Genomic DNA, 26,279 nt, shown 5'->3' on the forward strand with positions numbered 1-26,279 from the left:
GAGCCAAACAGCCGGTCTAAGTCACCTTAGCAAAAGCACTTTTTTGCCTGAAGGAAAGATGAACAAACTGCGTCCCTGCACCGCAGCAAGGAAAGAAAGCAGCAAAAAGGCCGGCAAAACGCCGGCCTTCTCGCCATTACCGTAGTCTTGCGGATGCCTATTCCGCGGGCGGCAGCGCCAGCGGCTCCGCTTCCGGAGCCGTCGGCACGATCGCCGCCTGCTGCTTCTCGCGCTCGTCGAGGATCAGCTTGTCGCGCTTGACCGCGACTTCGCGGATCCGCGCCATCGAGGCGCCGGTGCCGGCCGGGATCAGGCGGCCGACAATGACGTTCTCCTTGAGGCCTTCGAGCGGGTCCACCTTGCCGTTGACGGCAGCTTCGGTGAGCACGCGCGTGGTCTCCTGGAACGACGCCGCCGAGAAGAACGAGCGGGTCTGCAAGCTCGCCTTGGTGATGCCGAGCAGAACCGGCGTACCCGTGGCGGGCTTCTTGCCCTCCTCCTTGGCCTTGGTGTTGAGCGCGTCGAACTCGATCTTGTCGACCTGCTCGCCCGAGATCATGTCGGTGTCGCCCTGGTCGGTGACTTCGACCTTCTGCAGCATCTGACGGACAATCACCTCGATGTGCTTGTCGTTGATGAGCACGCCCTGCAACCGGTAGACCTCCTGGATTTCGTTGACCAGATAGGCAGCGAGTTCCTCGATGCCCTTGATCGCCAGGATGTCGTGCGGCGCCGGATTGCCTTCGACGATGAAATCGCCCTTTTCGACGATGTCGCCGTCCTGAAGGTGGATGTGCTTGCCCTTCGGGATCAGGTACTCGCGCGGCTCCTCGGTCTTGTCCATCGGCTCGATCGAGATACGGCGCTTGTTCTTGTAGTCGCGGCCAAAGCGGATCGTTCCCGCCGTTTCCGCGATGATCGCCGCGTCCTTTGGCTTGCGAGCCTCGAACAGTTCCGCCACCCGCGGCAGACCGCCGGTGATGTCACGCGTCTTGGCGCTCTCGGTCGAGATACGCGCCAGGATGTCGCCGGGCATGATCTTCGCGCCGATGTCGACCGACAGAATGGCGTCGACCGACAGCATGTAGCGGGCATCGCCGCCACGCGCGAGCTTCAGCACCTTGCCGTCCTTGCCCTTGACCACGATGGCCGGGCGCAGGTCCGAACCGCCGCGCGTCGTGCGCCAGTCGATGACCACGCGCTTGGCGATACCGGTGGACTCGTCGAGCGTTTCCGAGATCGACTGGCCTTCGACCAGATCCTCGAAACCGATCGTACCCTCGACTTCACTCAGCACCGGGCGGGTATAGGGATCCCACTCGGCGATGCGCTGGCCGCGCTTGACCGTGTCGCCTTCGTCGACGTGCATCTTCGAACCGTACTGAATACGGTGGGTTGCACGCTCGGTGCCGTCGGCATCAACGATCGCAACGACCATGTTGCGCACCATCGCGACCAGATTGCCTTCGCTGTTGCGGGCGATGGCCTTGTTCCGGATCACGATCTTGCCGTCGAAGTTCGATTCGACGAACGACTGCTCGTTGAGCTGCGCCGCGCCGCCGATGTGGAACGTGCGCATCGTCAGCTGCGTACCGGGCTCACCGATCGACTGCGCCGCGATGACGCCGACGGCCTCACCGTGGTTGACCGGGGTGCCGCGGGCCAGATCGCGGCCGTAGCACTTGGCGCAGATGCCGTTGATCAGCTCGCAGGTCAGCGCCGAGCGGATCTTCACTTCCTGGATGCCGGCCTGCTGGATCGCGTCGACATGGGTCTCCTCCATCAACGTGTCACGCTTGATGACGATTTCGTTGGTGGCGGGATCACGCACGTCATCGCAGGCCGTGCGGCCCAGGATGCGCGAGCCGAGCGAGGCGACCACGGTGCCGGCGTCGACGATGGCGCGCATCTTGATGCCGAGCTTGGTGCCGCAATCGGTCTGCGTGATGATGCAGTCCTGCGCGACGTCGACCAGACGGCGGGTCAAATAGCCCGAGTTCGCGGTCTTCAACGCGGTATCCGCGAGGCCCTTGCGGGCGCCGTGGGTCGAGTTGAAGTATTCGAGCACCGACAGACCTTCCTTGAAGTTGGAAATGATCGGCGTCTCGATGATCTCGCCCGACGGCTTGGCCATCAGGCCGCGCATGCCGGCGAGCTGGCGCATCTGCGCCGGCGAACCACGCGCACCGGAGTGCGCCATCATGTAGATCGAGTTGATGTCGGCATCCGCCCCCGCCGCCGTCTTTTTGGTGGAGGAGATCTCCTTCATCATCGCCTTGGCGACTTCTTCACCGGCCTTCGACCAGGCGTCGACGACTTTGTTGTACTTCTCGCCATGGGTGATCAGGCCGTCATTGTACTGCTGCTCGAAATCCTTCGCCAGCGTACGGGTCTGGTCCACGATCTTCCACTTCGACGCCGGCACGACCATGTCGTCCTTGCCGAACGAGATGCCCGCCTTGAAGGCGTTGTAGAAGCCGAGCGCCATGATGCGGTCGCAGAAGATCACCGTCTCCTTCTGACCGCAGTGACGGTAGACCTGGTCGATCACGCCGGAGATCTCGCGCTTGGTCATCAGCTTGTTGATGATGTCGTACGAGATCTTGGTGCTCTTCGGCAGCAGATTGCCGAGCATGACGCGGCCGGCGGTGGTCTCGATCCAGCGCTTGGACAGCTTGCCCTCCTCGTCGAGGCCTTCCCACCGGTACTTGATCTTGGTGTGGAGGTGGATGACCTTCGAATGCAGGGCGTGCTCGAGCTCGGCCATGTCGCCGAAGATCTTGCCCTCGCCGGGCAGGCCTTCGCGCATGATCGAGACGTAATAGAGGCCGAGCACGATGTCCTGCGACGGCACGATGATCGGCTGGCCGTTCGCCGGATGCAGGATGTTGTTGGTCGACATCATCAGGACGCGCGCTTCCAGCTGCGCTTCGAGCGACAGCGGAACGTGCACGGCCATCTGGTCGCCGTCGAAGTCGGCGTTGAAGGCGGCGCAGACCAGCGGATGCAGCTGGATCGCCTTGCCTTCGATCAGCACCGGTTCGAACGCCTGGATGCCCAGGCGATGCAGCGTCGGCGCGCGGTTGAGCAGCACCGGATGCTCGCGGATCACCTCATCGAGGATATCCCAGACCTCCGGACGCTCCTTCTCGACCAGCTTCTTGGCCTGCTTCACCGTGGTGGACAGGCCCTTGGCGTCGAGCCGCGAATAGATGAACGGCTTGAACAGCTCGAGCGCCATCTTCTTCGGCAGGCCGCACTGATGCAGGCGCAGCTCGGGACCGACCACGATCACCGAACGGCCCGAATAGTCGACGCGCTTGCCGAGCAGGTTCTGGCGGAACCGGCCCTGCTTGCCCTTCAGCATGTCGGCGAGCGACTTCAGCGGGCGCTTGTTGGCACCCGTGATGACGCGGCCGCGGCGGCCGTTGTCGAACAGCGCGTCGACGGCCTCCTGCAGCATGCGCTTTTCGTTGCGGATGATGATGTCAGGCGCACGCAGCTCCATCAGCCGCTTCAAGCGGTTGTTGCGGTTGATGACGCGGCGATACAGGTCGTTGAGGTCGGAGGTCGCGAACCGGCCGCCGTCGAGCGGCACCAGCGGACGCAGGTCCGGCGGAATCACCGGCACGACCGTCATGATCATCCATTCCGGCTTGTTGCCGGAGACGCGGAAGGCCTCGACGATCTTCAGACGCTTGGCGAGCTTCTTGTGCTTGATGTCCGAGTCGGTCTCGGCCATGTCGGCGCGCAGCGTCGCCTCGAGCTTCTCGAGCTCGAGACCCTTGAGCAGCTCGCGGATCGCCTCGGCACCGATCATGGCGGTGAAGCTGTCCTGGCCGTACTCGTCCTGCGCCTTCAGATACTCGTCTTCCGACAGCAGCTGACGGTCCTTCAGCGCGGTCAGGCCGGGCTCGAGAACCACGTAATATTCGAAGTAGAGGATCCGCTCGAGATCCTTCAGCGTCATGTCGAGCAAGAGGCCGATGCGCGACGGCAGCGACTTCAGGAACCAGATGTGGGCGACCGGCGCCGCCAGCTCGATGTGGCCCATGCGCTCGCGCCGGACGCGCGACAGCGTCACCTCGACCGAGCACTTCTCGCAGATGATGCCCTTGTACTTCATCCGCTTGTACTTGCCGCACAGGCACTCGTAGTCCTTGATCGGCCCGAAGATGCGCGCGCAGAACAGGCCGTCACGCTCCGGCTTGAAGGTGCGGTAGTTGATGGTCTCCGGCTTCTTGATCTCGCCGTACGACCAGGACAGAATCTTCTCTGGAGACGCGATCGAAATCCGGATCTGGTCGAAGACCTGAGCCGGCGTCGTCGGATTGAAAAGATTCATAATCTCTTGATTCATGGTCTTCTCCTCGCGTGCCGATCGTCACCGGCAGCAAATTCGAAATTTTATTCAGCGCGCGCCCCGCCCAACGTCCGAGCGGAGTGCGAAGGCCCGGCGCTTCTCGCGCCGGGCATGATCACTGCGTTACTCGGCCGCTTCCGACGTCGACGCCGGTCCCACCTTGGAATTGTGCAGGTCGACGTTGAGGCCGAGCGAGCGCATTTCCTTGACCAGCACGTTGAACGATTCCGGAATACCGGCCTCGAAGGTGTCGTCGCCGCGCACGATCGCCTCGTACACCTTGGTACGGCCGGCGACGTCGTCCGACTTCACGGTCAGCATCTCCTGCAGCGTGTAGGCGGCGCCGTAGGCTTCCAGCGCCCAGACCTCCATTTCGCCGAAGCGCTGGCCGCCGAACTGCGCCTTGCCGCCCAGCGGCTGCTGGGTGACGAGCGAGTACGGACCGATCGAACGCGCGTGGATCTTGTCGTCCACGAGATGGTGCAGCTTGAGCATGTAGATGTAGCCCATCGTCACCTTGCGATCGAACGCATCGCCGGTGCGGCCGTCATAGACGGTCGACTGGCCGGAGGCGTCGAAGCCCGCGAGCTTCAGCATCTCCTCGATGTCGGCTTCCTTGGCGCCGTCGAACACCGGCGTTGCGATCGGCACGCCGTGGCTCAGATTGCGGCCGAGTTCGACCAACTCGTTGTCGTTCAGCGACTTGATGGTTTCATCTTCGCCGTAGATCTTCTTCAGGGTCTCGCGCAGCGGCTTGAGGTCCTGCTTCTGATAGTAGGCGTCAATGGTCTGGCCGATGCGCTTGCCGAGGCCGGCGCAGGCCCAACCGAGATGGGTCTCAAGGATCTGACCGACGTTCATGCGCGAAGGCACGCCGAGCGGATTGAGCACGATGTCGGCATGCGTGCCGTCCTCGAGGAACGGCATGTCCTCGATCGGCACGATCTTCGACACCACGCCCTTGTTGCCGTGACGGCCGGCCATCTTGTCGCCGGGCTGGATCTTGCGCTTCACCGCGACGAAGACCTTGACCATCTTCATCACGCCGGGCGGCAGCTCGTCGCCACGCTGCAGCTTCTCGACCTTGTCGAGGAAGCGCTGCTCGAGGCCCTTCTTCGATTCGTCGTACTGCTTCCGCATGGCCTCGATCTCGGCCATCAGCTTGTCGTTCGGCGAGGCGAACAGCCACCACTGCGACTTCGGATACTCGTCGAGCACCGCACGGGTGATCTTGGTATCCTTCTTGAAGCCCTTCGGACCGGCGATGCCCTGGCGGTTCTCCAGCAGCTCGGCGAGGCGGTTGTAGACGTTGCGGTCCAGAATCGCCTGCTCGTCGTCGCGGTCCTTGGCCAGACGCTCGATCTCTTCCCGCTCGATCGCCAGCGCACGCTCGTCCTTGTCGACGCCGTGGCGGTTGAACACGCGGACTTCCACGATGGTGCCCTGCACGCCCGGAGGCACGCGCAGCGAGGTATCGCGGACGTCGGAGGCCTTCTCGCCGAAGATGGCGCGCAACAGCTTCTCTTCCGGCGTCATCGGGCTCTCGCCCTTCGGCGTGATCTTGCCGACCAGGATGTCGCCGGCGCGGACCTCCGCACCGATGTAGACGATACCGGCTTCGTCGAGGTTCTTCAGCGCTTCTTCCGAGACGTTCGGAATGTCGCGGGTGATTTCCTCAGGCCCGAGCTTGGTGTCGCGGGCCATCACTTCGAATTCTTCGATATGAATCGACGTAAACACGTCGTCCTTCACGATCCGCTCGGAGAGCAGGATCGAGTCTTCGAAGTTGTAGCCGTTCCACGGCATGAACGCGACCAGCACGTTGCGGCCGAGCGCGAGCTCGCCGAGATCGGTCGACGGACCGTCAGCGATGATGTCGCCCTTCTTGACGATGTCGCCGACCTTCACCAGCGGACGCTGGTTGATGCAGGTCGACTGGTTGGAGCGCTGGTACTTCATCAGCCGGTAGATATCGACGCCCGACTTGGTCGGATCGAGATCCTCGGTGGCGCGGATCACGACGCGGGTGGCGTCGATCTGGTCGATCACGCCCGAGCGGCGCGCGGCAATCGCCGCGCCCGAGTCACGGGCGACCACGCCTTCCATGCCGGTGCCGACGAACGGCGCCTCGGCGCGAACCAGCGGCACCGCCTGGCGCTGCATGTTCGAGCCCATCAGCGCGCGGTTGGCGTCGTCGTTCTCGAGGAACGGGATCAGCGCCGCGGCCACCGAAACCAGCTGCTTCGGCGACACGTCCATGTAGTCGACCTTGTCCGGCGTCACCGGCAGCACTTCGCCGGCATGGCGGCAGACCACCAGATCGTCGGTGAAGCGGCCCTTGGCATCGAGCGGCACGTTGGCCTGCGCGACGCGGTAGCGGCCCTCTTCCATCGCCGACAGATAGACCACCTCGTCGGTGACCCGGCCGTCCTTGATCTTGCGATAGGGCGTCTCGACGAAGCCGTACTTGTTGACGCGCGCGAACGTCGCCAGCGAGTTGATCAGGCCGATGTTCGGACCTTCCGGCGTTTCGATCGGGCAGATGCGGCCGTAATGCGTCGGATGCACGTCGCGGACTTCGAAGCCGGCGCGCTCGCGGGTCAGACCGCCCGGACCAAGCGCCGACAGACGCCGCTTGTGGGTGATCTCCGACAGCGGGTTGGTCTGGTCCATGAACTGCGACAGCTGCGAGGAGCCGAAGAACTCGCGCACCGCGGCAGCCGCGGGCTTGGCGTTGATCAGGTCCTGCGGCATCACGGTGTCGATATCGACGCTCGACATGCGCTCCTTGATCGCACGCTCCATGCGGAGCAGGCCGATCCGGTACTGGTTCTCCATGAGCTCGCCGACCGAGCGCACCCGGCGGTTGCCGAGGTGGTCGATGTCGTCGATCTCGCCCTTGCCGTCGCGCAGGTCGACCAGCGTCTTGATCACCGCCAGGATGTCTTCCTTGCGCAGCGTGCGATGGGTATCGGGCGCATCGAGCTCGAGGCGCATGTTCATCTTGACGCGGCCGACCGCGGACAAGTCGTAGCGCTCGGCATCGAAGAACAGCGACTGGAACATCGCCTGCGCGGAATCCAGCGTCGGCGGCTCGCCCGGACGCATCACGCGGTAGATGTCGAACAGCGCGTCCTCACGCGTCATGTTCTTGTCGGCCGAGAGCGTGTTGCGGATGTAGGCGCCGACATTGACGTGGTCGATGTCGAGCAGCGGCAGGTCCTTGTAGCCCTGCTCGTTGAGCACCTTGAGCGACTTCTCGGTGATCTCCTCGCCGGCTTCGGCGTAGATTTCACCGGTCTTCGGGTTGACGAGGTCCTCGGCGAGATAGTTGCCGACGAGCTCCTCGTCCGACATCCGCAGCGCCTTGAGGCCCTTTTCCTGCATCTGGCGCGCGCTGCGCACGGTCAGCTTCTTGCCGGCCTCGAGCACCACCTTGCCGGTGTCGGCGTCGATCAGGTCGTTGATGGTGCTGTAACCGCGGAAGCGGTTGGCGTCGAACGGAACGCGCCAACCTTCCTTGGTCCGCTTGTAGGTGATCTTCTTGTAGAAGGTCGACAGGATCTGCTCGCCGTCGAGACCGAGCGCGTACATCAGCGAGGTCACGGGCAGCTTGCGGCGGCGGTCGATGCGCGCGAACACGATGTCCTTGGCGTCGAACTCGATGTCGAGCCAGGAACCGCGATACGGAATCACGCGCGCGGCAAACAACAGCTTGCCGGACGAATGGGTCTTGCCCTTGTCGTGGTCGAAGAACACGCCGGGCGAACGGTGCATCTGCGAGACGATGACGCGCTCGGTGCCGTTGACCACGAAGGTGCCGTTCATTGTCATGAGCGGGATATCGCCCATGTAGACGTCCTGCTCCTTGATGTCCTTGACCGACTTGGCGCCGGTTTCCTCGTCGATATCGAACACGATGAGGCGCAGCGTCACCTTGAGCGGCGCAGCGAAGGTCATGCCGCGCTGGCGGCACTCGTCGACGTCATATTTCGGCTGTTCGAACTCGTAGCGGACGAATTCGAGCATCGAGGTGCCCGAGAAGTCCGAGATCGGGAACACCGAGCGGAACACCGCCTGCAGGCCCTCGTCGAGGCGACCGCCGGCCGGCTCGTCAACCATCAGGAATTGGTCATAGGACGCCTTCTGAACCTCGATGAGGTTCGGCATCTCGGCGACTTCCTTGATGTGACCGAAAAACTTGCGTACGCGTTTGCGACCGGTAAATGTCTGCTGCGCCATCGTGGCCTCTCATTTTCGTCGCCTTTGTGGGGCGAACCTTCCGGGAGCGACTGCCATCGGCCCCGGGTTGAATTTTCGAATCGTCCCGAAGGAACGAAGCGCAGGGTCAGGAATTAAATCCCCAGCCCCGGCCCCAATTTCCTCCAAAACGCAAAACGACGCGCGGGGCGCATCACTGCACCCGCTCGTCCAAACGCTCCGCTTTACGGACTGAAAAAGCCCGAAATCTGACTGTCTCCCAACGGCTTACGCCGGGTGCCCTGCCGCCCCCGCCGCCTACCGTGTTTTTTCGCTGCCAACCCGATATGGGAAGGCAATAAAGGAGATTCGAGGGTTAAGTCCACGGATCCCCACACTTTTTTGTGTCCAGCGCGCTACGCGACAACCCGTCGCACGCCGTTTGCATGGTCCGGGAGCGCCCTGCGGCGCTCCCGGATCGCGCATTACTTGAGCTCGACCTTGGCGCCAGCCTTCTCGAGCTGGGCCTTGACCTTCTCGGCTTCGTCCTTGTTGACGCCTTCCTTGACGGGCTTCGGAGCGCCTTCGACGAGGTCTTTGGCTTCCTTCAGGCCCAGGCCGGTGATGGCGCGGACTTCCTTGATGACTTCGATCTTCTTGTCGCCGGCAGCAGCCAGCACGACGGTGAACTCGGTCTTCTCTTCAGCCGGTGCAGCGGCAGCACCGCCACCGGCCGGGCCGGCCACCGCGACGGCGGCAGCGGCGGAGACGCCCCACTTTTCTTCGAGGAGCTTGGCGAGTTCGGCGGCTTCGAGCACGGTGAGGCTCGAGAGGTCGTCGACGATTTTCTGCAAGTCAGCCATTGATCTGTTTCCTTAAACGTTTGGTTCGAACCAGGTTTTGAGATTAGCGAAGGGTCAGGCCGCTTCGCTCTTTGAGGCATGAGCCTGAATGACGCGTGCGAGCTTGGCCGCGGGCGCGTTCGACAGCTGAGCGAGCTTGGTCGCCGGCGCCACGAGGAGGCCCACGATCTTGCTGCGCAGTTCGTCAAGCGACGGCAGTGAGGCAAGCGCCTTCACGCTGTCGACATTCAGGACGGTTTTACCCATCGAGCCGCCAAGGATGACGAACTTTTCGTTCGCCTTGGCGAATTCGACGGCAACCTTTGGCGCCGCGACCGGATCGTTTGAAGTAGCGATCACAGTCGGCCCCTTCAGCAGGGAACCGATGGCAGCGACGTCAGTGCCTTCAAGAGCAATTTTGGCGAGACGGTTCTTCGAGACCTTCACCGACGCACCCGCCTGCTTCATCTGCATGCGCAGCTTCTGCATCTGGGCTACGGTGAGGCCGGAATAGTGAGCGACGATCGCAACGCTCGTGGCCTTGAAGGCCTCGTTGAGCTGTCCGACCGCCTCTTTTTTTGCCGCTCGTTCCACAGCAAGCTCTTTCCGGTTGGCGGCCTTATCCGCGAAGGCAGGACCGCCGGGTTGCACCCATCGTCCCACCCAAAACCTGATCCTTAGGGCGCAAGACCCTTCGGACATGCCGGGCAAGACGACATCTAGAAGCCTGCCCTCCCAAAGCCTTGCGGCCATGGGTTGTCGAGGTTCGAACCAAACCAGCCTCCCAGCCGCGAACGACGTGGAGCACAAAATCCGGTCTTCACCCGTCTATGCAGGCCATGCGATTAAGCCGTTGAAAACACGAAGTTCTCGCGGGCGCCTGCAGTCTTGGACAGGATCGGGCTATCGGCCGAGGCCGAACGCCCTGCTCTTATTCCGTTGGAGGCGACGGGTTTCCTTCCTTTCGAGCATCCTTGCGGGCATGCGGAAAGGAATGATCTCCTATCACCTCAGGTTTTCGGAATGCGAGCACGGACCTGCCAGCAAGTGCCAGCACGCCCGGAAGGCGCTATGTAGCCGGTCCTGCCCTGCTTGCCAAGAGCAAAATTCAGACCAGTTCACCGATCCGCCTCGGCCCAGCGAAAATTTCTCCGACGCGACGTCACACGACGGCGGTGTCGCTCGTCTGGGCGCTGGAGGCTCGCATGAAACGATGGATTGCAGGAATTCTCGCCCTCTTCAACCTCGGCAATGGGCTGGTGATGCTGTCAGCCGGTTCCGTCTGATGGTCGCTGGTTCCCGGCGCCGCCGATACCGGCCCCTTCAACCCCCATTTGGTTCAGGACGTCGGCATCGCCTTCATTGCAGCCGGGCTCGGTCTCGCCGCGCGAGCCTGGCGGCCGGCCTGGTGGCCCGCGGCGGTCGCGGGCGCCGCGTTCCTGGTGGGCCATGGCCTGCTGCATCTTGCGATGATCGCCGGCGGCCATGACCGCCATGCCGCGTCCGACCTGATCGCGGTGATCCTGCCCGCGGCCCTCGCACTCTATTCCGCCCTGCCAAGCCCAAGAGAACATCAGGAGAACACCATGCGTAGTTTCATCGCGCGCCGTATGCTGCGCGCTTATTCCAAGCGCTACGGTTACGACACCAGCTATCTTGAGATGATGCTGAAGCAATCGCCGACGTCATTCTTCAAGTTCGCCGGCGCGATGAAGGCCGCCGCCTGCCGCGAGGTTGCGCCGGTCGAAGCCTGCTTCGCCGCCAAGCTCACCGGCGCGCTGGCCGAAGATTGCGGTCCCTGCGCGCAGCTGGTCGCCGACATGGCGATCGAGGCCGGGATGGCGGAGCAGCAGGTCACGGCCGTGCTCAGGCGCGACGTTGACGCGATGTCGGCGGACACCGCGCTCGGCTTCCGCTTCGCGGACGCGATCGTGCGGCGTTCCACGGAGGATGATACCTGCCGCGACGAGGTTCGCGCGCGCTGGGGCGAAAAAGGCGTGATCGACCTCGCGATGGCCCTGCAAATCGGGCGTATCTTCCCCATGATGAAGTTGGCGCTAGGCTATGCCAGGGAGTGTCGCCGCGTGACCGTGGCCGGCCATCAGATCGATGTCATCAAGCAGGCCGCCTGAGCCCGACCCGCTCGGCCCGTATCGGGCGCGGCTGACCGGGCTCGCCTATCGCATGCTCGGCAGCCGCAGCGACGCCGACGACGTGGTGCAGGACGCCTGGCTGCGCTTCGCCGCGGCCGACGGCGTTCACAATCCCGAGGCGTTCCTCGTCACGGTGGTGACCCGGCTCTGCCTCGATCGGCTGAAGAGCGCCCGCGCCCAGCGCGAGGTCTATGTCGGCGCATGGCTGCCCGAGCCTGTGTTCGACGAGAGCCTGTCGGCCGAGGCAGCGACCGAACTTGCCGACGATCTCTCCTTCGCCCTGATGCTGGCGCTCGACACCTTGTCACCGCTCGAGCGCGCCGCGTTCCTGCTGCACGACGTGTTCGACCGGCCGTTTGCGGAAGTCGCGCGCACGCTCGGGCGCAGCGAGGTGGCTTGCCGGCAGCTCGCGGCGCGCGCCCGGCGGACCGTGCGCGACAGCCGCCCTGCCCCGGCAGCACCCCCCGAGGGCCACGCAAGATTGCTGACGGCATTCTGCAAGGCCGCAGCCAGCGGCGACGTCTCCGCTCTGGCCGATCTGCTGCGCGAGGATGCGATCGCGATCACCGATGGCGGCGGCCGCAAGCTGGCGGCGCTGAACCCGATCAAGGGAGCCGAGAAGATCGTCCGCTTCATCATCGGCATCGCCGGCAAGAATGCCGGCAGCGAGGTCCGTGTCGAGCCGATGATGGTCAACGGCAGCGCAGGCGCGCTGGTCCTTCTCGATGGCGAGATCGACCACACGCTCAGCCTGGCGATCGACGCCGCGACCAATCGGATCGCGGCGATCTACGTCGTCCGCAACCCCGACAAGCTGCGCCACGCGCCGCGCCTGACCGCCGGTCAGGACGCCGACGGCACCGGATAGGCGAGCGGCTTGCCGGCGAAGAACGCCTGGAGATTGGCGAGCACGCAGTCCTGCATCGCCACATGCGATTCCAGGGTGTGGCCGCCGATATGCGGGGACAGCACGACGTTCGGCAGCGCCGTCAGTTCGTCGGGCGCGTGCGGCTCCCTGGCAAACACATCGAGCCCGGCGCCCGCGATGGACTGATCGGCAAGGGCCGTAACCAGCGCCTTCTGGTCGACGACGGAGCCGCGCGAGATATTGACGACGATCCCGCTGCTGCCGAGCCGGCGCAGGATGACGGTATTGACGGCATGGACCGTATCAGCACCGGCGCGCACCGCGATCATCAGCACGCTGCACCAGTCGGCGAGCGCCTCGAGGCTCGGAAAATGCTGATACGGCACGTCCTGCCGTGACCGGCTGAAATAGCCGACCTCGGTTTCGAACGCGGCGGCGCGCGCCGCGATCTTGCGGCCGATCTCGCCGAGGCCGTAGACGCCGACCTTGCGGCCGCGCATGCCGGCCTGCGGCCGCATCATCGGCGACGGCTTGGCGCCGATCCAGTCGCCGCTGCGGACGTAGTTGTCGGCGACCGGCAGGCGGCGGGCCGCCGCCAGCATCAGCGTCACCGCGATGTCGGCAACGGAGGCGGCATTGGCGCCGGGGCTGTGGCCGACCGCAATTCCGCGCCTGTCGGCGGCGGCAAGATCGATCCCCTCATATCCGGTGCCGTAGCAGATGATCGCGCCGAGCTTCGGCAGCAGGTCCATCGCCTCACCGCCGAGCGGGGTACCGCCCGCCGTGATCATCGCCCGGATATCGCCAAGCTCCGCCGCCGAAAACACCTCGGTCAGCCGCTTGCCCGCGGCATTCAACAACTCGTAGCGCTCACCGAAGCGCACCAGTTCGTTTCTGGGAAAGCGCGAATAGACCAGGACCTTATCGGGCATTGTTGTTGTTTCCTACGAGAGGCCTCACCCGGAGTCTTTTCCGTTCCGGTTGAATCGGAACGGGCTCTGGATTTTTGTTTTGACGCGTTTTCTTCACGCGAACCGGTACCCACTTCGCTCGAAAACGCTCTGGCAAAACAAAGGGGCGGGACCGGTTGCCCGATCCCGCCCCTCTTTATCTCGTCACGGCCAAAGACCTCAGCCGAGGATCGTGCCCGGCTCGACCTTCACGCCCGGGCCCATGGTGGAGGAGACCGCCACGCGCTGGATGTAGGTGCCCTTGGAACCCGCCGGCTTCGCCTTGGAGACCGCATCCGCGAGCGCCTTGACGTTCTCGACCAGCTTGTCCTCGGAGAACGAGGCCTTGCCGATGCCGGCCTGCACGATGCCGGCCTTCTCGACGCGGAACTCGACCGAGCCGCCCTTGGCGCCCTTCACGGCGTTGGTGACGTCCATGGTCACGGTGCCGATCTTCGGGTTCGGCATCATGCCGCGCGGGCCGAGCACCTTACCGAGGCGGCCGACCAGCGGCATCATGTCGGGGGTGGCGATACAGCGGTCGAAATCGATCGCACCGCCCTGCACCTTCTCGACCAGGTCCTCGGCACCGACGACGTCGGCACCGGCGGCCTTGGCTTCCTCAGCCTTGGCACCGCGCGCGAACACGCCGACGCGCAGCGTGCGGCCGGTACCGTTCGGCAGGTTGACGACGCCGCGGACCATCTGGTCGGCGTGGCGCGGGTCGACGCCGAGATTGATCGCAATCTCGATCGTCTCGTCGAACTTCGACTTGGCGCGCTCCTTGACCATCTTGATGGCATCCGCGAGCGGGTAGAGCTTCTCGCGATCGACGCCCTCGCGGGCCTTCTTCAAACGCTTTCCGATTGCCATGGCCCGTTACCCCGCAACTTCCAGACCCATCGAACGGGCAGAGCCCTCGACCATCTTCATGGCCGATTCGATGGTGTCGCAATTCAAGTCCTTCATCTTCTTCTCGGCGATCTCGCGCACCTGCGCCTTGGTCACCTTGCCGGCCTTGTCACGGCCCGGCGCCTTCGAGCCGGACTGGATCTTGGCAGCCTGCTTGAGGAAGAACGACATCGGGGGCGTCTTCATCTCGAAGGTGAACGAACGATCGGCGTAGATCGTGATCACCACCGGGATTGGGGTATTCTTCTCTTCCTTCTGGGTCTGCGCGTTGAACGCCTTGCAGAACTCCATGATGTTGAGACCGCGCTGACCAAGCGCGGGGCCGATCGGGGGCGAAGGATTCGCCGCACCGGCCGGGACCTGAAGCTTCAGGTATCCGGTCACTTTCTTTGCCATTTATCACTCCTGTTGTGCCGGACGGTGCCGGCGGTTTCAGGTTCCGTGGTTCGGTTGAAGGGGCTGGCGACCGCCTCCTCCCTCCCACGGCCTCTCACTTGACGGGGGGCATATACCCCACGCTGTCCCGTCAGACCACCTTTTCGACCTGACCGAATTCCAGTTCCACGGGGGTCGCGCGGCCGAAGATCGACACCGCGACCTTCACGCGCGAGCGCGCCTCGTCGATCTCTTCCACCACGCCGGAGAACGAGGCGAACGGGCCGTCGGCCACGCGCACATTCTCGCCGATTTCGAACGACACCGACGCCTTCGGACGCTCCACGCCCTCCTGCACCTGATGCAGGATCCGCATCGCCTCGGATTCCGAGATCGGCATCGGCTTGTTTTCCGCGCCGAGGAAGCCCGTCACCTTCGGGGTGTTCTTGATCAGATGGAACGCCTCGTCGGTCAGCTTCATCTTGACCAGCACATAGCCCGGGAAGAACTTGCGCTCGGCGTCGATCTTGCGGCCGCGGCGCACCTCGGTGACCTTCTCGGTCGGCACCAGCACCTGCTCGAACAGCTCTTCCAGCCCGCGCTGCTTGGCCTGCTCGCGGATCGATTCCGCCACCTTCTTCTCGAAGTTCGAATAGGCGTGGACGATGTACCAGCGCTTGTCCATCAATTGAGTTCCCATGCTCATCAGTGGATGCCCAGGATCAGCGTGATGAGATAGCGGATGATCTGGTCCGCGGCGAAAAAGAAGACCGAGGCCAGCGCCACCATCACGAACACCATGATGGTGGTGATGGTCGTCTCGCGGCGCGTCGGCCAGGTGACCTTGGCGGTCTCCGAGCGCACTTCCTGCAGGAATTTGAACGGGCTGAAAGCCATCGTGGGATCCGCGTCCGTGACCGGACGATTGCAACGTTTCAAGGAATCCGAACAGCCGACCTTGCGGACCCAGCCCTCGTTTGAAGGTTGAGCCGATAAACGAGCTCGAATGTTCGGGGAATTAGGCCGCGCCGGATATCCGCCATCAAAGCGGGCCGGCTGCGAGTGCCGGGTATCTACTGCGGGACCGGCCAAACGTCAAGGTCGGTGAGGTCGCGCCCCACGGGGGCCAACCGTGGGCCGAGCGGACATTGATCCCTTCAGTTCAACAGCTTAGCCGGGGCGCCGGGGCACTTGCGGGACTTCCCGCTCGGAGATTAGCGTCAAGAAGGTGCCCCTGTCGCGTGCGGTAACACTCACCACCCCGTCTCGTCTAGGCCAGGACGGACTTCAGTGGCAGCAGCATCGATACCCGCAATCCGACCGGCTCCCGCGGCTTCAGTTCGATGCTGCCACCATGACGTTTGGCAATATCCTGGGCGATCGACAGCCCCAGCCCAAAGCCGCCGCTATCCTGCCGCGCGCTATCAGCCTTGAAGAAGGGTTCGAACACCTTGTCGCGCAGCGCCGGCGGGATGCCGGGCCCGTCGTCAACCACCTCGATCTCAAGGTGGTTCGAGTCGGTGGGACGGAGCGCCACCGTGACCGTGCTGCCGTGCTTGACTGCGTTCTCCACGACATTGGTGACGGCGCGCGACAGCGCGCGGGGCCGACAGGCATAGGGAAGACGCGGAGGCCCGGCATAGGACACAGCGTGGCCCAGATCGGCGAACTCGGAACAGATGGTCTGCAAAAAGCTCGGCAGGTCGATGTGCGACACTGCCTCCGAGCGCGCATCGTCGCGAAGATACTCCAGCGTCTCGTTGATCATGCGCGTGATCTTGGCGATATCGCCCAGCATTGCCGGGCGCAGAGTACCTTCTCCGACACGCTCGGCGCGCAGCCTGAGCCGCGTCAGCGGCGTCCGCAGGTCATGACTGATGGCGGCCAGCATGCGGGTGCGATCGTCGAGCAGCGCGCGGATCCGGGTGCGCATGTCGTTCAGGGCGTCGGCGACCTCGGCGATTTCAAGCGGACCGCGCCGGCGTAGCGCCTCGGGAACCCGCGGCGAGCGGCCGAACGAGGTCGCGGCGCTCGCGACTTCGGCCAGCGGCGCGATCACCCAGCGCACCGCATAGACCGACAGCAGCAGCATGGATATCAGCAGGATGATTGCCCCTCCGGCCGCCGGGCGGAGCAGAATGGACCAAAAGCCGCCATTGACCGCGACGTCGGCCATCAACGCGTGGCCGTTGTCGAGCTTTACGACCACCTGTGACGACGAACCTGCCGGATGGCGCAGCTCCTCCAGCAACTCAATTCCAGACTCGGCCGCCAGTTGCCGAAACGCTCTTATGGAAAACGGCCGCGTCTCTCCGGCCGTTCTCGGCACGAGTTCGCCCAGGGCGACGCGCCTGACATCGAGACCGCCGCGCCTGGCCGCGGCCAGCAGTTCATCCGCGTCGGTCGGCGTCTTCGTGGAACGCAGCAGCTGAGCGACCTCCGAGACCCGCCCCGCAAGAAACTTCTGCGTGTCGTTGATCGAGGGAGAATCGAACAGGAAAATGACGGTCACCGCTGCGAGCGTGATGCCGATCAGTTCCGAGAGCGCGACGAGGCTCATGAGTTGCGCAGCGATGCTGCGCGGCAGCAGACGCGGCGCCCATCCCATCAGATCTGCTCGACCGCAGGCGTGAAGAGGTAACCGCCGAGCCGCACCGTCTTGATCATCGAACGGTCCTTTGGATCCGGCTCGATCTTCTGCCTGATGCGGCTGATATGGACGTCGACGCTGCGCTCGACCGAGGCGATCAGGCCGCCGAAGGCCTGCTCGATCAATTGCTCGCGTGACAGCACCTGCCCCGGATTGCGGCAGAACGCCAGCAACAGGTCGAACTCGGCCCCGGTCAGCGTGATCCGGACGCCGGCCGGGTCATGCAGTTCGCGGGTGGTGGGATTGATGCGCCAACCGGCGAAGGTCAAAGGACGCGGCCGCGAGCGTGACGCAGTGCCGCTCTCGACCCGGCGCAACAGCGCGCGGATGCGGGCCAGCAGCTCGCGCGAATTGAACGGCTTGGTGACGTAGTCGTCGGCGCCGAGTTCGAGGCCGAGGATGCGGTCGATGTCCTCGCTCCGTGCCGTCACCATGATGATGGGAATCGAGGACGACATGCGCAGGCGTCGGCAGATGCTGAGCCCATCCTCGCCCGGCAGCATCACGTCGAGCACGATGAGATCGAAGCTCTCGCGCTTGAGCAGCGCGTCCATCTCGATGGCCGAACCGACCAGCATCGCTCTGAAGCCGTTGTCCTGGAGGACCTCGGCCAGCATGCGCGCGATATCGGCGTCGTCCTCGACACAGAGGATGCGCGCGTTGGTGACGGGGAAAGCCACGAGGTCGTATTCCAGGATTTGCATCACGGTATTTTAGAGGCGTCTGCCGCGGATGCGCAGCGCGCAAATATAGCGTTTTGTTAAGCCTGCACGGCCAAATGTGGCTCAAATAGGTCGCGCAGTTTCACGGCCTACATCTGACTTAATATCTCTTAATCCCGACCCGGGCGGCCCTGTTCTATCGTGACGTGCGATCGTTCGTGGGGTGAGTGGTCGTTCGAGGGGTGACATGAGATTAGAATTTCTGCCGGGCGCTGCGGCTGATGCGCAGAGCACGGGCCGGGCGTCGCGCGATGGCCAGCTCAATCGGTCGTCCTCGCTTACCGGCGCTGCGGTTGCGATGGTGTTGTTGTCGGGCTGCGCCAGCGCACCGATGACCCGAGGCGGATCACTGGCATCCTACGACAATCTCACGCAATCCGACGGGCTGCTGGCGAAGTCGCTGGTTCGCGTCAACAAGGACGACGTCCTTGCCGCAAAGACCATCCATATCGTTCCTGCGACCTTCTCGCAGGGCGCATCACCGACGCTGTCGCAAGAGCAGAGGAAGCTGGTGGCCAATGCCATCGATCGTTCGCTCTGCGTCGGCCTGAGCGAGCGGCTTCAGGTCGTTGCGCTCGATCAGCCTGCGGATCTCACCGCATACGCGCGCGTCACGCAGGCGGCGCCCACTGACGAAGTCGCTGCGGGCGCTTCCAAAGTGGTCGGCATCCTGCCGACCGCGCTCGGCGCAGGCGTCCCCGTGCCGGTGCCGCGGTTGCCGGTCGGGCTCGGCAGCCTGACGGTCGAAGCCGAGGTGCGGGATCCGGCCAGCCGCCAGCAGGCGGCGATGATCTGGGCTCGCGGCGCAAATTCATTCACCAGTTCGCCGATGGTCTCGAGCGCCGGTGACGCCTACGAACTCGCCTCCTCGTTCAGTGACGACTTTAGCAAGCTCGTCGTCACCGGAGCTACGCCGTTCGGAAAGCCACCGGACCTGCCATCGTTCGACAAGATCGGCGCGTCGTTCGGCGGCAAACCGAAATACGCGGCCTGCGAAGCGTTCGGGCGCAATCCCGGCCTGGTCGGGATGGCCGCCGGCAAGCTCGGATTGCCGCCGGAGTGGTCGGACAAGGGAGCGCCGACAGCTGGCCAGTGATTGCGTTTGCCCGGACGCGCGCCGAAGCTTCGGATCATCCCCCTGCCCGTGTCCTATCCGGCAAAGCTCTTCTGGACCGCCTGGTCGAGCGTGGCGCCGCCGAGATAGCGCTGGCGCAGCTCGCGCTTGAGCAGCTTGCCGCTCGGGTTCTTCGGCAGGCTGTCGACGAAGATGACCTGCTTCGGCACCTTGAAGTGGGCCATCGACGCCGCGCAATGCTTGATGACCGCCTCGGCCTCGAGGCTCGCACCTGCCTTGACCACTACGATCGCGGTCACCGCCTCGATCCAGCGCGGATCCGGCAGCCCGACCACCGCCACCTCCGACACCGCAGGCAGCTGGTAGATCATCTCTTCGACCTCGCGGCTCGCGACGTTCTCGCCGCCGCTCTTGATCATGTCCTTCACGCGATCGACCACGGTGATGTAGCCGTCGGCATCGACGGTCGCGAGATCGCCGGAATGAAACCAGCCGCCGGCGAACGCCGCCGCGGTCTTGACCGGATCGTTATAGTAGCCGGACAACAGATGCGGCGATCGGTGCACGATCTCGCCGACCTCCCCGACCCCGACGTCCGTCATGTCGGAATTCACCACCCGCGTCTCGACATTGATCGCGGGCTTGCCGGCTGATCCTGCCTTCGGCAGCTGGTCTTCCGGCGCCAGCACGGTTGCGAGCGGCGCGATCTCGGTCTGGCCGTAGAAGTTCCAGAACTTCACATCGGGCAGCCGGCGCTGCAATTCGAGCAGCACCTCGACCGGCATGATCGAGGCGCCGTAATAGCCCTTGCGCAGGGTCGACAGATCGGTGCCATCGAACGAAGGCGAGCGCAGCATCGCGATCCAGATCGTCGGCGGCGCGAAGAACGCGTTGATCCTGTGGGCTGAGATCAGCGCCAGGACATTGTCTGGCACCGGCTTGCCGGTAATGAGACTGGTGGCGCCGAGATAGATCGCAGGGCCGAGGAAGACGTCGAGCTGCGCGCAGTGATAGAGCGGCAGCGCATGCAGCACGGTGTCGTCGGTCGTCATGCCGCCGTCGATGATGCAGCTGACATACTGCCACATCACAGCTTCATGGGTGAGGATCGCACCCTTCGGCAACGACTCGGTGCCGCTGGTGTAGATGATCTGTGCGGGATCGCGGCTGTCGACCGACGCATCAGGAGCCGACGCATCGCTGTGCAGCAGGCTGTCGAAGGTCGTGATGCCTTCGGGCGCGGTGGCCGGATCCTCGCCCGGCAGCCAGATCAGGATTTCGACCGCCGAGCCCTTGGCGGCCGCGGCGTGCGCGGTCTCCACGAAATCCGGCCCGACCGCGAGCAGTTTTGCGCCGGAATTGGCGAGGATGAAATTGATCTCGTCCGGATTGAGCATGAAGTTGATCGGCACCAGGATCGCGCCGATCCGCGCCACTGCGAAGCGCAGCGCGGCGAAGCCATGCGAGTTGCGCGACAGCACCGCGACCCGGTCGCCCTTTGCGACGCCGAGCGCGAGCAATCCGCGTCCGAGCCGATTGCAGATCGCGTCCATCTCCGCAAATGTCCAGCTCACCTCGCCGCAGATCAGCGCGGTCTTGTTGGGGTAGCGCTTGGCCGACCGGCGCAGCAGATCGCCGATGCTGTGCTCGCGGGCGCGCTGGATGGTTGCTGCGATGTCTCCGCTCATATGTTCCTCCCGAATGTGCTTGTTGTCGTTGTCTTGTCTTCGTCGCGCTGCCGCTACTGCCGGGCGGCGTAGGCGTGCTCCATGTAGGTGTGCTCGACCGAGCGATCGAGCGAGGCGATCTTCTCGAAGCCGCGCCGCCAGTCCTGCAAATGCCGCCGCGTCCACAGCACGCCGGCCTCCTTGTCGTGCCGCCTGATCGCATCGAGGATGTGGCGATGCGCCTCGACGAGGCGCGCGCCGCCTTCGGGCACGCCACCCACGATCATCTCAGTGGTCGGAAAGAACAGCTGCGCGGCGGGCTCGCGGGCGAGCTGCAGCACGCGGTTCTGCGAGGCCTTGGCCATCAGCACGTGGAATTCCGCGTCGAGCTCGGCAAGATCAGCCGGATTGCCGACCACCGCCGCGCTGCGCTCGATATTGCCGGCGAGCTCGGCGATGTTCTCCTCGGTCGCGCGCTCGACCGCCCCCTCGACGCTCGCGACCTCCAGCGTCATCGACGTCTCGAACAATTCGCGGAACGTCACCTCGTGCAGGATCAGCGCGCGTGACAGCCGGGTGGCGAGCTTGTTGTAGCGCGGCAGGCAGGCCTGCAACCGGCGGCTGGAATCGCGGCGGATCAGCCCGCCCTCCTCGAGCACGCGAATGCCTTCGCGCACCGTCGAGCGGTTGACGCCGAACTGCGCGACGAGCTGCTGCTCGGTGCCGATCGGCTCGCCCGGCTTGATCCGGCCGTTGATGATCTCGCGTTCGATCGCGTCCGCGACCTTCTGATAGGCCGGCGCGACATCAATGCGCCGGAACAGCGGCGTGGCGGGCATCCTTGGCTCCCTCGGGCTCCCGATTGTTGTTTGTCGGACAAAGGATAGGCGAAGGCATTTGGAGCGTCAAATAGGCATCTACGGCCTGAATGTCGCACCCGGCCGGCAAGAATTGACAGCGGAACCGGGCAAATCTAGCTTTGTCGGACAAACTGATAAGAACACCAAGCCGATAAGAAAATCTGGGAGGTCCATCATCATGAAATCCATCGTCACGAGTCTGTCTGCCGCCGGCCTGATCACCGCGGTGCTGGCGGGTCCGGCGCTCGCGCAACAGGCGCCGCTCAAGATCGGCGTCCTCACGGATTTCCAGTCGGTCTATTCGGACATCGGCGGCGCCGGGAATGTCGAGGCCACCAAGATGGCGATCGAGGAGTTCGGCGGCTCGATGTTCGGCAAGCCGATCGAGCTCGTCACCGCCGACGCCCTCAACAAGGCCGACGTCGCCGCCACCATCACCCGCAAATGGTACGAGGCCGAGAATGTCGACATGATCATCGACATGCCGACCTCGGCGACCGCGCTCGCCGGCATGGAGATGTCGAAGCAGTTCGAGAAGATCATGATCGTGACGGACGCGGCGAGCTCCGATATCACCGGTAAGTCCTGCTCGCCCTACACGCTGCACTGGACCTACGACACCTACGCCAACGCCCACACCGTCGGCAGCGCGATCGTGAAGAACGGCGGCGACAGCTGGTTCTTCATCACCGCCGACTACGTCTTCGGCCATTCGATCGAGCGCGACACCGGCGACGTGGTCCGCGCCGCCGGCGGCAAGGTGATCGGCAGCGCGCGGCATCCGCTCAACACGCCGGATTTCTCGTCGTTCCTGCTGCAGGCGCAGTCGTCGAAGGCCAAGATCGTCGGCCTCGCCAATGGCGGCGGCGATACCATCAATGCGATCAAGCAGGCCGCCGAATTCGGCATCGTCGCCGGCGGGCAGAACCTCGCTGGTATCGTGATGTTCATTTCCGACATCCACAGCCTCGGGCTGAAGCTCGCGCAGGGCCTGATCATCACCGAGGCCTACTATTGGGATCTCAACGACCGCACCCGCGCCTTCGGCAAGCGCTTCTTCGAGCGCATGAAGCGGATGCCGACCATGAACCAGGCCGCGACCTACAGCGCCACCCTGCACTACCTCAACGCCGTGAAGGCCGCCGGCAGCAAGGAGACCAAGCCGGTGCTCGCCAAGATGCGCGCGACCCCGGTGCGCGACGCCTTCACCGACAACGGCGTGGTGCGCGAGGACGGCCGCATGGTGCACTCGATGTTCCTGTTCGAGGTCAAGAAACCGGAGGAATCGAAGGCGCCGTGGGATTACTACAAGGTGCTCGCCGACCAGGCGTTCCGGCCGCTGAAGGACGGCGGCTGCCCGCTCATCAAGTGAGTGAAGACAATCATGGCCGGGGTCCAGGACCTCGGCCAACACCTTCAAATTATTAGGGAAAAACTGGCAGGAGTGGCAGGGCTCGAACCTGCGACCCCCGGTTTTGGAGACCGGTGCTCTACCAATTGAGCTACACTCCTGCAGGGAACCCGCGTCGCCGCCGGTTCGCGCCGTTTCAAGCACAGGGCATGGCCGGTTTGCAAGGGCGAAGCGGTGAAGCTTCTGTTCATTGCAAAACTTCTGCGCCAGACTTCGGCCATCACTCCACGTCGGCGCTCCGCCGCAAGAATCAAGAACCAGGGAGAGACCATGAACGTCCAGACCGCCACCAAGCATGCCGCCAGCCAAACCACCCCATCCCTCCCCCTCGCCAAGCCCGAATCGATCGGGCTGTCGAGCGTGCGGCTGCAGGCGCTGTCCGACACCTTCAAGCGCGAGGTCGACAAGGGAACCGCGCCCGGCGTGACGGTGCTGGTGGCGCGGCGCGGCCAGATCGGCTGGTTCGACGCGATCGGCCGGCAGAGCCCGGCGGCCTCGGCGCCGATGACGCATGACACGATCTTCCGCATCTTCTCGATGACCAAGCCGATCGTCTCCGTTGGCATCATGATGCTGCTGGAGGACGGCCACTTCCTGCTCAACGACCCCGTCGCGAAATTCATCCCCGAATTCGCCGAGACCAAGGTCGGCGTCGAGCGTGACGGCAAGCTCGAGCTGGCGCCCGTGCAGCGGCAGATGACGATCCAGGACCTGCTGCGCCACACCTCGGGCCTGACCTATGACCACACCGGCAACGGGCCGGTACAGCAGCTCTACCAGCAGTCGCGGCTGCGCAGCCGCAAGATCACCAATGCCGAGCACGCCACCATGCTCGCCGGCATGCCGCTGGTCTGCCAGCCCGGCGTCGAGTGGAACTACAGCCGCTCCACCGACATCCTCGGCCACATCATCGAGGTCGTCAGCGGCAAGACGCTCGGCGGGTTCCTGACCGAACGCATCCTCTCTCCCCTGCAGATGACCGAGACCGCCTTCCACACCCCCGAAGCGAATGCCGGCCGGCTCGCCGAGGCGTTTGCCAACGATCCCTGGACCAACGAGAAGGTGCAGCTGTTCAATATGCTCGAGAAGCCCGCGATGGAATCCGGCGGCGGCGGGCTGGTGTCGACCACGATGGACTATGCGCGCTTCGCGCAGATGCTGCTCAATGGCGGCGCGCTCGACGGCACAAGGATCATCGGCCGCAAGACGCTCGAATTCATGGCGTCCGATCACCTCGGCGCCGGCGTCAAGATCCAGGGCACGCTGGTGTCGCCCGGCCACAGTTTTGGCCTCGGCTTCGCCGTGCGGATGCAGCAGGGCATCGCGCCGTTCTCGGGCTCGGTCGGCCAGTACTTCTGGAGCGGCATGGCCGGCACGTTCTTCTGGATCGATCCGCGCGAAGACCTGATCGCGGTCTTCATGATGCAGGGCCCGGGCCAGCGCGAATACACCCGCTCGCTGGTGCGCAACGGCGTGTATGCCGCTGTGGAGTAAGTCTCGTGCCCCGGACGCAACGCAGCGCGCGAGCGTTGCGTTGCTGAGCCGGGGCCACCCTCGATCCAATCGTGCAGGTCCTCCTGGGTCCCGGCGCTGCGGAGCGGCGCTCTGCGCCGCACCGCGTCCGGGACACGAGAACATCCTCAGCTGATCGTCGCGCCGCCGTCGATCACGATGGTCTGGCCGGTCATGAAGTCGCCGGCGCGCGAGCCCATCATCACGGCGGCGCCCGCGATCTCGTCGGGCACACCGATGCGGAGCAGCGGCGAGCGCGCGGTCGAGGCCTTCAGATTGTCCGGATTGTCCCACAGCGCCTTGGCGAAGTCGGTCTTGATCAGGCCCGGCGCGATACAGTTCACGCGGATATTGTGCTTGCCGTATTCGCAGGCAAGGTTGCGCGCGAGCTGCATGTCGGCGGCCTTGGAGATTGCGTAGGCGCCGAGGATGGTCGAGCCCTTCAACCCGCCGATCGAGGACACGATGATGATGGAGCCGTCCTTGCGCTCGATCATCTGCGGCACCACCATCGAGATCAGCCAATTATTGGCGACGATGTTGTTGTCGAGGATTTTTCGGAACTGATCGTCGGAAATGCCGGCGAGCGGACCGTAATACGGGTTCGACGCCGCGTTGCAGACGAGCACGTCGATCTTGCCGAAGGCCTGGTTGCTCTCGTCGACCAGGTTCTGCAGATTTTCCTTCGATGAGATGTTGGCCGCGACCGCAACCGCGGTGCCCTTGCCGTAAGCGTCGTTGATCTCCTTCGCCACCTGCTCGCAGACATCGGCCTTGCGCGAGGAGATCACCACCTTGGCGCCGTGCTCGGCCATGCGCTCGGCGATCGCGCGCCCGATGCCGCGCGTCGAGCCGGTGATGACGGCGACTTTTCCCTTCATGTCGAACAAGGTCATGTTTCTCTCCCTGATGTAAGGTGTTTGAATTCTGCGTTGAGCTTAAGCAGCGTTGTCGTGTTGCGATAGCGGCATCATGCAAGCTTGCTCGCCGGCCGAACTTCGGGCCCGGACGGCTGATGCATCGCGGCGTGGCGCGGATCGGCGATCCAGGGCTGCTGGTTCACCATCGGCAACCGCCAGGTCGACAGGCCGGTGCCTGCGATGTGATCAAGCCGCGTCACCGAGACATTGTCGATGTCGAACGACAGGCCCCTGTCCGGCTGGCCGCCGAGTGCGAGACCGACCGCAGCCCGGATCACGCCGCCATGGCCGACCGCGATGATGTTCTTGCCCGGCTCCGCAGCCGTGATCCGCACGATCGTGCGGCAAACCCGCGTATAGAGATCCATGAAGCTCTCGCCGCAGGGTGCGGGCTCGTTGACGTCGGCAAACCAACTTCTGCCGGGGGGCTGGCTCGCGAGCAGCGCGGCGCGGTTCATGCCCTGCCACCGGCCGAGATGCTGCTCGGCAAAGTCGCGTTCCTGCGTCATGTTGGCCGGCTTCGGAAAACCTGCGGCCCAGATCGCTTCCGCGGTCTTGTGCGTGCGCTTGAGATTGCTCGAATACCAGACAGCATCGCGCGGCAGCATCTTGGCGACCGCCTCGAACACTTCGACATCGCCGGTGTCGCAGTCGATGTCTTCTTGCCCGTAGATGTTGCCGCCATCGCTGCGCACCGGCGCATGACGAACCCACCACCACCGCGTCACCGTCACGTTAGGCTTCTCTGGATTGGACATCGGATGAGCCCTTCAATACTGTCCCCCGTCGCTGTACGTCA

The 26,279-nt window shown here is 64.2% G+C and carries 20 protein-coding genes and 1 tRNA gene; 5 read left to right on the top strand and 16 right to left on the bottom strand.

Translation table 11 applies throughout. From position 1 onward, the window contains the following. Positions 1-157 precede the first annotated feature (157 nt). The 4 genes from rpoC to rplJ form a co-directional block, all read right to left on the bottom strand. Positions 158-4,360: a DNA-directed RNA polymerase subunit beta' gene (rpoC, locus tag V5279_RS27490; RefSeq protein WP_029081777.1), complete on the bottom strand. Its 4,203-nt coding sequence runs from the start codon at positions 4,358-4,360 to the stop codon at positions 158-160. A gap of 126 nt (positions 4,361-4,486) precedes the next feature. Then, positions 4,487-8,605 carry a DNA-directed RNA polymerase subunit beta gene (gene rpoB / locus V5279_RS27495; RefSeq protein WP_338689868.1) on the bottom strand — a complete coding sequence of 1,373 codons (4,119 nt, stop codon included), beginning with the start codon at positions 8,603-8,605 and terminating at the stop codon, positions 4,487-4,489. Positions 8,606-9,048: 443 nt separating this feature from the next. Beyond that, on the bottom strand, positions 9,049-9,426 hold the full coding sequence (gene rplL, locus V5279_RS27500) for a 50S ribosomal protein L7/L12 (protein ID WP_029081779.1): 378 nt from the start codon (positions 9,424-9,426) through the stop codon (positions 9,049-9,051). Between the two features lie 54 nt (positions 9,427-9,480). After that, a complete protein-coding gene (gene rplJ / locus V5279_RS27505) occupies positions 9,481-9,999 on the bottom strand; it encodes a 50S ribosomal protein L10 (RefSeq protein WP_029081780.1) in 519 nt (172 codons plus the stop codon). A gap of 740 nt (positions 10,000-10,739) precedes the next feature. Between rplJ and V5279_RS27510 the strand changes: the two genes are divergently transcribed. Together V5279_RS27510 and sigJ are read left to right on the top strand one after the other, a co-directional pair. Beyond that, complete coding sequence (locus V5279_RS27510; RefSeq protein WP_338689870.1) at positions 10,740-11,537, top strand: hypothetical protein; 798 nt, start codon at positions 10,740-10,742, stop codon at positions 11,535-11,537. Continuing rightward, complete coding sequence (gene sigJ, locus V5279_RS27515; RefSeq protein WP_338689872.1) at positions 11,515-12,426, top strand: RNA polymerase sigma factor SigJ; 912 nt, start codon at positions 11,515-11,517, stop codon at positions 12,424-12,426. Before V5279_RS27510 ends, sigJ begins: the two co-directional genes overlap by 23 nt. Here the strand turns inward: sigJ and V5279_RS27520 are convergent. The 7 genes from V5279_RS27520 to V5279_RS27550 all read right to left on the bottom strand — a co-directional run bounded on the left by V5279_RS27520 (position 12,402) and on the right by V5279_RS27550 (position 18,017). Beyond that, positions 12,402-13,358 (bottom strand): 2-hydroxyacid dehydrogenase, encoded by a 957-nt coding sequence (locus V5279_RS27520; RefSeq protein WP_338689874.1) that lies wholly within the window; start codon positions 13,356-13,358, stop codon positions 12,402-12,404. The genes sigJ and V5279_RS27520 overlap by 25 nt on opposite strands. Before the next feature lie 198 nt (positions 13,359-13,556). Beyond that, entirely contained in the window at positions 13,557-14,249 is a 693-nt protein-coding gene (rplA, locus tag V5279_RS27525; protein WP_029081784.1) for a 50S ribosomal protein L1, read from the bottom strand. A gap of 6 nt (positions 14,250-14,255) precedes the next feature. After that, on the bottom strand, positions 14,256-14,684 hold the full coding sequence (rplK, locus tag V5279_RS27530) for a 50S ribosomal protein L11 (RefSeq protein ID WP_008136439.1): 429 nt from the start codon (positions 14,682-14,684) through the stop codon (positions 14,256-14,258). A gap of 130 nt (positions 14,685-14,814) precedes the next feature. Next, a complete protein-coding gene (gene nusG, locus V5279_RS27535; RefSeq protein WP_044538613.1) occupies positions 14,815-15,348 on the bottom strand; it encodes a transcription termination/antitermination protein NusG in 534 nt (177 codons plus the stop codon). A 20-nt stretch (positions 15,349-15,368) separates the two neighbouring features. Then, positions 15,369-15,560 carry a preprotein translocase subunit SecE gene (gene secE / locus V5279_RS27540; RefSeq protein WP_028335448.1) on the bottom strand — a complete coding sequence of 64 codons (192 nt, stop codon included), beginning with the start codon at positions 15,558-15,560 and terminating at the stop codon, positions 15,369-15,371. A gap of 373 nt (positions 15,561-15,933) precedes the next feature. Beyond that, the gene (locus tag V5279_RS27545; RefSeq protein WP_338689890.1) at positions 15,934-17,271 is read right to left on the bottom strand and encodes an ATP-binding protein; all 1,338 of its coding nucleotides are present in this window, start codon (positions 17,269-17,271) and stop codon (positions 15,934-15,936) included. After that, positions 17,271-18,017, bottom strand: a complete 747-nt coding sequence (locus V5279_RS27550; RefSeq protein ID WP_338689892.1) for a response regulator transcription factor — start codon at positions 18,015-18,017, stop codon at positions 17,271-17,273. The genes V5279_RS27545 and V5279_RS27550 overlap by 1 nt, the downstream gene beginning before the upstream one ends. A gap of 205 nt (positions 18,018-18,222) precedes the next feature. Between V5279_RS27550 and V5279_RS27555 the strand changes: the two genes are divergently transcribed. After that, a complete protein-coding gene (locus V5279_RS27555; RefSeq protein WP_338689894.1) occupies positions 18,223-19,131 on the top strand; it encodes a DUF3313 domain-containing protein in 909 nt (302 codons plus the stop codon). A 53-nt stretch (positions 19,132-19,184) separates the two neighbouring features. On the opposite strand, the gene V5279_RS27560 is transcribed toward V5279_RS27555, so the two are convergent. Together V5279_RS27560 and V5279_RS27565 are read right to left on the bottom strand one after the other, a co-directional pair. Then, a complete protein-coding gene (locus V5279_RS27560; protein WP_338689897.1) occupies positions 19,185-20,798 on the bottom strand; it encodes an acyl-CoA synthetase in 1,614 nt (537 codons plus the stop codon). A gap of 53 nt (positions 20,799-20,851) precedes the next feature. Further along, positions 20,852-21,616, bottom strand: a complete 765-nt coding sequence (locus V5279_RS27565; protein ID WP_166297385.1) for a FadR/GntR family transcriptional regulator — start codon at positions 21,614-21,616, stop codon at positions 20,852-20,854. A 199-nt stretch (positions 21,617-21,815) separates the two neighbouring features. Between V5279_RS27565 and V5279_RS27570 the strand changes: the two genes are divergently transcribed. After that, positions 21,816-23,009, top strand: a complete 1,194-nt coding sequence (locus tag V5279_RS27570; RefSeq protein WP_338689900.1) for an ABC transporter substrate-binding protein — start codon at positions 21,816-21,818, stop codon at positions 23,007-23,009. 64 nt (positions 23,010-23,073) lie between these two features. Here V5279_RS27570 and V5279_RS27575 read toward each other — a convergent pair. Then, positions 23,074-23,149 (bottom strand) — tRNA-Trp (locus V5279_RS27575). Between the two features lie 169 nt (positions 23,150-23,318). Here V5279_RS27575 and V5279_RS27580 point away from each other — a divergent pair. After that, on the top strand, positions 23,319-24,542 hold the full coding sequence (locus tag V5279_RS27580) for a serine hydrolase domain-containing protein (RefSeq protein WP_338689902.1): 1,224 nt from the start codon (positions 23,319-23,321) through the stop codon (positions 24,540-24,542). Positions 24,543-24,688: 146 nt separating this feature from the next. Here V5279_RS27580 and V5279_RS27585 read toward each other — a convergent pair whose 3' ends face one another. Both V5279_RS27585 and V5279_RS27590 read right to left on the bottom strand, forming a co-directional pair. Then, entirely contained in the window at positions 24,689-25,456 is a 768-nt protein-coding gene (locus V5279_RS27585) for an SDR family oxidoreductase (RefSeq protein ID WP_338689904.1), read from the bottom strand. Positions 25,457-25,530: 74 nt separating this feature from the next. Beyond that, positions 25,531-26,238 carry a histidine phosphatase family protein gene (locus V5279_RS27590; RefSeq protein ID WP_338689906.1) on the bottom strand — a complete coding sequence of 236 codons (708 nt, stop codon included), beginning with the start codon at positions 26,236-26,238 and terminating at the stop codon, positions 25,531-25,533. Between the last annotated feature and the right edge of the window lie 41 nt (positions 26,239-26,279).

Source organism: Bradyrhizobium sp. 26S5, from assembly GCF_036923295.1.
GTDB lineage: Bacteria > Pseudomonadota > Alphaproteobacteria > Rhizobiales > Xanthobacteraceae > Bradyrhizobium > Bradyrhizobium septentrionale.